The organism is Nevskia soli (assembly GCF_903970205.1).
Classification (GTDB): domain Bacteria; phylum Acidobacteriota; class Terriglobia; order Bryobacterales; family Bryobacteraceae; genus Bog-113.
The window spans coordinates 1-4,945 of record NZ_CAJCHS010000144.1; the positions used below are offsets into that span (position 1 = coordinate 1).

4 protein-coding genes are annotated in these 4,945 nt (G+C 60.8%); all 4 read left to right on the plus strand.

All coding sequences use genetic code 11. From position 1 onward, the window contains the following. Positions 1-330: 330 nt before the first annotated feature. Positions 331-1,602, plus strand: a complete 1,272-nt coding sequence (locus H1Y01_RS06600; protein ID WP_180539649.1) for an efflux RND transporter periplasmic adaptor subunit — start codon at positions 331-333, stop codon at positions 1,600-1,602. A 27-nt stretch (positions 1,603-1,629) separates the two neighbouring features. After that, a complete protein-coding gene (locus H1Y01_RS06605) occupies positions 1,630-2,331 on the plus strand; it encodes an ABC transporter ATP-binding protein (RefSeq protein ID WP_180539650.1) in 702 nt (233 codons plus the stop codon). Positions 2,332-2,364: 33 nt separating this feature from the next. Continuing rightward, positions 2,365-4,749 carry an ABC transporter permease gene (locus tag H1Y01_RS06610; RefSeq protein ID WP_180539651.1) on the plus strand — a complete coding sequence of 795 codons (2,385 nt, stop codon included), beginning with the start codon at positions 2,365-2,367 and terminating at the stop codon, positions 4,747-4,749. Positions 4,750-4,762: 13 nt separating this feature from the next. Continuing rightward, a partial coding sequence (locus tag H1Y01_RS06615) for a hypothetical protein (protein WP_180539652.1) occupies positions 4,763-4,945 on the plus strand: 183 nt, incomplete at its 3' end.

The following is a 4,945-nucleotide window of genomic DNA, read 5'->3' on the forward strand; positions in this document are numbered from 1 at the left end:
GGCAGGCGCGTTCGGCACACCAAGTCGCATCCTGTTCAGTCCGGCAAGGCGGAGGCTTTGCTGAGCCGCGACGGTAACGGAGCTGGTGCTCCGGAAGGGAACCTTTCGAATGCCTTTGCCGCGAGAAAGCGGGATGCCCGGCCAGTAACCGCTCCGTCACCGTCGCGGCTCAGAATGGGGTATTTGCATCGACTCCAATACTGTTCTGCAGTCGCCGGCGGCGTTTTCATTCTCCAGGGTGGCCGCAGACCATATGTGGTTCACCGTTTCAGCAACTTACAAGGTATCGTCGTGGCAGGGCGCGTGCGCTCTGTATAGGAATCTTTATCAATGGACGTCCCTCGCAATCCATCGTTTAAACGCAACCGCCTGATCAAGCGGATCACCTATGTCGTGCTCGGCTTAATCGCGGCCACCGGCATCACCTTGGGCGTGACGCGGCTGCAGCCGGCCGCCCCAACCGTCGAATGGAGCACGATCTGGCCGGACCGCGTGCATCAAGGGCCGATGATCCGCGATGTGCGTGGCACCGGCACCCTGGTTCCGATCGACATGATGTACATCCCTGCCGAGAGTGCCGGGCGCGTGGAGCGCATCTTCATCCGCCCCGGAACCCCCGTCAGCGGCGACTCCGTCATTCTTTCGCTCAACAACCCGGAACTTCAAAACGATGCGGTAACCGCCGAGTACAACCTCAAACAGGCGGAAGCGGCTTACACCGACCTGAAAGTGCAGCTGCAGAGCACGAGCTTCGATAAGCAGGCAGCCGCCGCTCAGGTCGATTCGGATTACCGGCAGGCCAAGCTGAAAGCCGATCGCGATCAGAAGCTCTCGGAAGCGGGATTGATCCCGGACGTCGATCTCAAACTCTCGACCACTCAGGCCGAAGAACTCGCGCAGCGTGACGACATTGAAAAGCAGCGGCTGAAGATCATCGATCAATCGGCGAAAGCGCAGCTCGACGCGCAGCAGGTGAAGATCGACCAGCTCAAGGCGCTCTACGCGCTCAAGCAGGAAGAGGTCGCCAAGCTCAATGTGCGCGCGGGTGTCGCGGGCGTTTTGGAAGCGCTTCCGGTGGAAGTCGGCCAGCAGGTGGCCGCCGGCGCAACGCTGGCGCAGGTGACGCAGCCGAGCCGGCTCAAAGCCCAACTGAAAATCACCGAAACCGATGCCAAGTACGTTCTGAACGGGCAGAAAGCTTCGATCGATACCCATAGCGAGTCGGGCAACGGCATCATCCCCGGGCACGTGATCCGCATCGATCCCGCCGCGGTGAACGGAAGCGTGCTGGTCGACGTGGGTCTGGACGCTCCGCTGCCGCAAGGCGCGCGTCCGGATCAGAGCGTGGACGGCACCATCGAACTCGAACATCTCGCCAGTGTCCTGCAGGTGGGGCGCCCGACGGTGGGCCAGCCGAACACCACCATTTCGCTGTTCAAAATTTCGCCGGATCAAAAAACCGGCTCGCGCGTCACTGTCAGATTGGGCCGCGCATCCGTCAATTCCATTGAAGTATTGAGCGGATTACAGGCCGGAGATCAGGTTGTGCTTTCCGATATGAACAATTGGGATAAATACGACCGGATTCGTTTCAATCACTAATTTCGCAATGTGCAAGGAGGAGAGTGTATGAGCGCCGCCAACCAAACCCTGATTCATCTAGAGGGCGTAACCAAAGTATTCGTCACCGATGAGGTAGAGACGCACGCCCTAGCCGGCATTCACCTGGATATCGGACGCGGCGAGTACGTCTCGATCTCGGGCCCGTCGGGCTGCGGCAAATCTACGCTGCTCGCCATTCTGGGGCTGCTGGACACGCCTTCGGACGGCGTCTACATCCTCAACGATCAGCCGGCCAGCGGATTGAGGATGCAGGATCGCGCGCGCATTCGCAACCGCGAAATCGGGTTCATTTTCCAAGCGTTCAACCTGATCGGCGATCTGAATGTTTATGAGAACGTCGAGCTGCCGTTGACGTATCGCGGCATGCCCGGCTCGGAGCGCAAGAAGGCGGTGATGGAAGCGCTCGAGAAAGTCGGGATGTCGCATCGCGTGAAGCATTACCCGTCGCAGCTCTCCGGAGGTCAGCAGCAGCGTGTCGCTGTCGCCCGCGCGCTGGCTGGATCGCCGAGTGTGCTGCTCGCCGACGAGCCCACCGGAAACCTGGACTCGGCGAACGGCGAAGCGGTGATGGATCTGCTGCGCGGACTGCACCGCAACGGCGCGACGATTGTCATGGTCACGCACGATCCGCGCTATGCGAAGTTCGCGGACCGCACGGTTCACATGTTCGACGGCCGCATTGTCGAAGAGACCACGGCCGCGGCTTAATCCATAAAAACTTCGCTCTCGAAAGGAGCAGGCATGAACGGCTTACGAATTGCGGCGCGGAGTTTGCGTCAAAGCTGGGGCTTCACCTTGACGGCGCTGCTGATCCTGACGATCGGGATCGGCCTGAATACCGCGATCTTCAGCGTGGTCGATACGATCCTGTTCCGGCCGCTGCCGTTTCCGCATCCGGAGCGGCTGATCCGCGTGGGCGAGAGGCTCAACACGTTCGGCGAGGTGTCAACTTCCTATCCCAATTACGCTGACTGGAGCCGTGAATCGAAGAGCATTTCATCGGCAGCGATGGTGAATCCGGAGGACGTCACGATGAGCGACGGCCGTTCGGCGGAACGGCTGCCCGTGTTGAACGCGACTTCGGGCGTTTTCGACACGCTCGACGTACATCCGGCTCTCGGCCGCGCCTTTACAGCACAAGAAGACCGCAAGAATGCGCCCGGCCGCGTTGTCATCACCAACGGTTTGTGGAAGCGCCGGTTCGCGAGCGATCCGAATGTTATTAGCCGCGTAGTCACGCTCAAAGGCGAGCCGTTCACGATCGTCGGCGTGATGCCGCCGGATTTTCGTTTTCCGTTCGTGAAGTTCGATGCGATTCTCCCGGTCCGCCGGGATGTCGCCGATAGCAAGCGCGACAACCACAGCGGCGAATCCGTGGCCCGGTTAAGGCCGGGAATCACCGTCGCGCAGGCGAACGCGGAACTCGCAGCCATCGGGCGGGCGCTCAGTGTCCAGTATCCGAAGACCAATGCGGGTTGGAGCCTGTTCGCAACGTCCTTGCAGACTTACTTCACCAAAGACTTAAGTCCGGTGATGATGACGCTGCTTGCCGCCGTCGCGCTCGTGCTTTTGCTGGCGTCGGTGAACCTGGCGGGGCTTATGCTGGTGCGGGCGGCCGGACGAAGGCGCGAAATCGCCGTGCGCATCGCCATTGGCGCGGGGCCGCTTGCCATAGTCCGCGAGAGTCTGCGCGAAGCGCTGCTGATCGCGCTCGGCGGCGGCGTACTCGGCGTTGCGGCCGCTTCGTGGAGCATTGGTCCGCTCTTGTCGCTGGTACCCGAAAGCGCGAATATCCCAGCCGTAACAATCGACTTCCGCGTGCTTCTTTTCGCGGCCGTCGTGACGATGGCAGCTACGATTCTCTTCACCGTTGCACCGGCTCTGCGCTCGGTACATGTAGACCCGAACGATGCGTTGAAAGATGGGGGCCGCGCCAATACTGCCGGTGTGCAAGGGAACCGGCTGCGAAGCGCGCTGGTGGTGGCCGAGATCGGGCTGGCGGTCGTTCTGGCGCTGGCAGCGGGTCTTGTGATCAAGAGCTTTGGCCGCCTGATGCAAGTCGATCCGGGGTTCGATCCGAAGCGCGCTCTCACCATGAGCCTATCGATCGACGGACCCGCTTACAAAGAGGACGCCGCGCAGATCCTGTTCTGGCGTCGACTCATTGAGAACACTTCTCAGAAACCGGCAATCCGGCGCGTTGGGATCGTCAGTTTTCTTCCGATGAGCGAGAACGATACGGAAAATTCGTATCGCCTTGAAGGTCAACCTGAGCCGAAGAACAGTTCTGAAGTCACGTTCGCCGACAACTTCGTGATCGGCGGAGATTACTTCGGAGCGATGGGCATCACCCTTTTGAAAGGCCGCGGATTCCGTTCTACCGATGATGAGAAGGCGCCATCCGTGGTCATCATCGACGAAGATTTCGCGCGCAAAAATTTCCCGAACAGCGATCCGCTGAGTCATCGAATCATCTACGACAAAAAGCCCTGGCAGATTATCGGCATCGTCCGGCACGTCAAAGACTTCGGTTTGGACGGCGCGTCGCGCGAACAATACTACTTCGATTACCGGCAGGACGCGCGCAATTTCATGACGATCACGGTGCAGCCGGCCGCAGATACCGCCGGCGCGGTCCGCGCGGTTCGCGACGCGGTGAATTCGATCGATCGCGGTGTTGCCGTGAATCAGGTGCGTCCGATGGCCCAATGGCTCAACGATTCGACGTGGCGCGCGCGGCTCAGCATGGTGCTGCTGGCATTGTTCGCCGGAGTTGCGCTGATCCTGGCGGGTATCGGAGTTTACGGCGTGATGGCGTATTCGGTAGCGCAGCGCACGCAGGAAATCGGGATCCGGCTCGCGCTGGGCGCGACGCCATCCGGCGTTCTCAAGCTGGTAATGGGGCAGGCGTCGCTGCTGGGCCTCATTGGGATCGTGCTCGGTCTCGTGGTCGCGGTCCCGTTGGGCGGACTACTCAGCGCGTTGCTCTTCCAGGTCTCGCCCGCGGATGCCGGAGTTCTCACGGCCGTGAGCGCCGCGCTCATCCTCGTTGCTCTTGTCGCCGGTGGAATTCCCGCGCTGCGCGCTGCCGCGACCGATCCCATGCAAGCCATTCGGTACGAATGACGGTGTCCCAATAATGCTGACTCAATTACGCCAAGCCGCACGTCAGTTATGGAAAACGCCCGGGTTCACGATCCTCGCGATCGTCACGCTCGCTCTCGGCGCCGGCGTGAACACCGCCATGTTCAGTGTGATCGAAGCGGTCATGCTGCGACCCCTGCCTTATCCGCATCCCGAGCAATTGGTCCGCTTTGCCGAG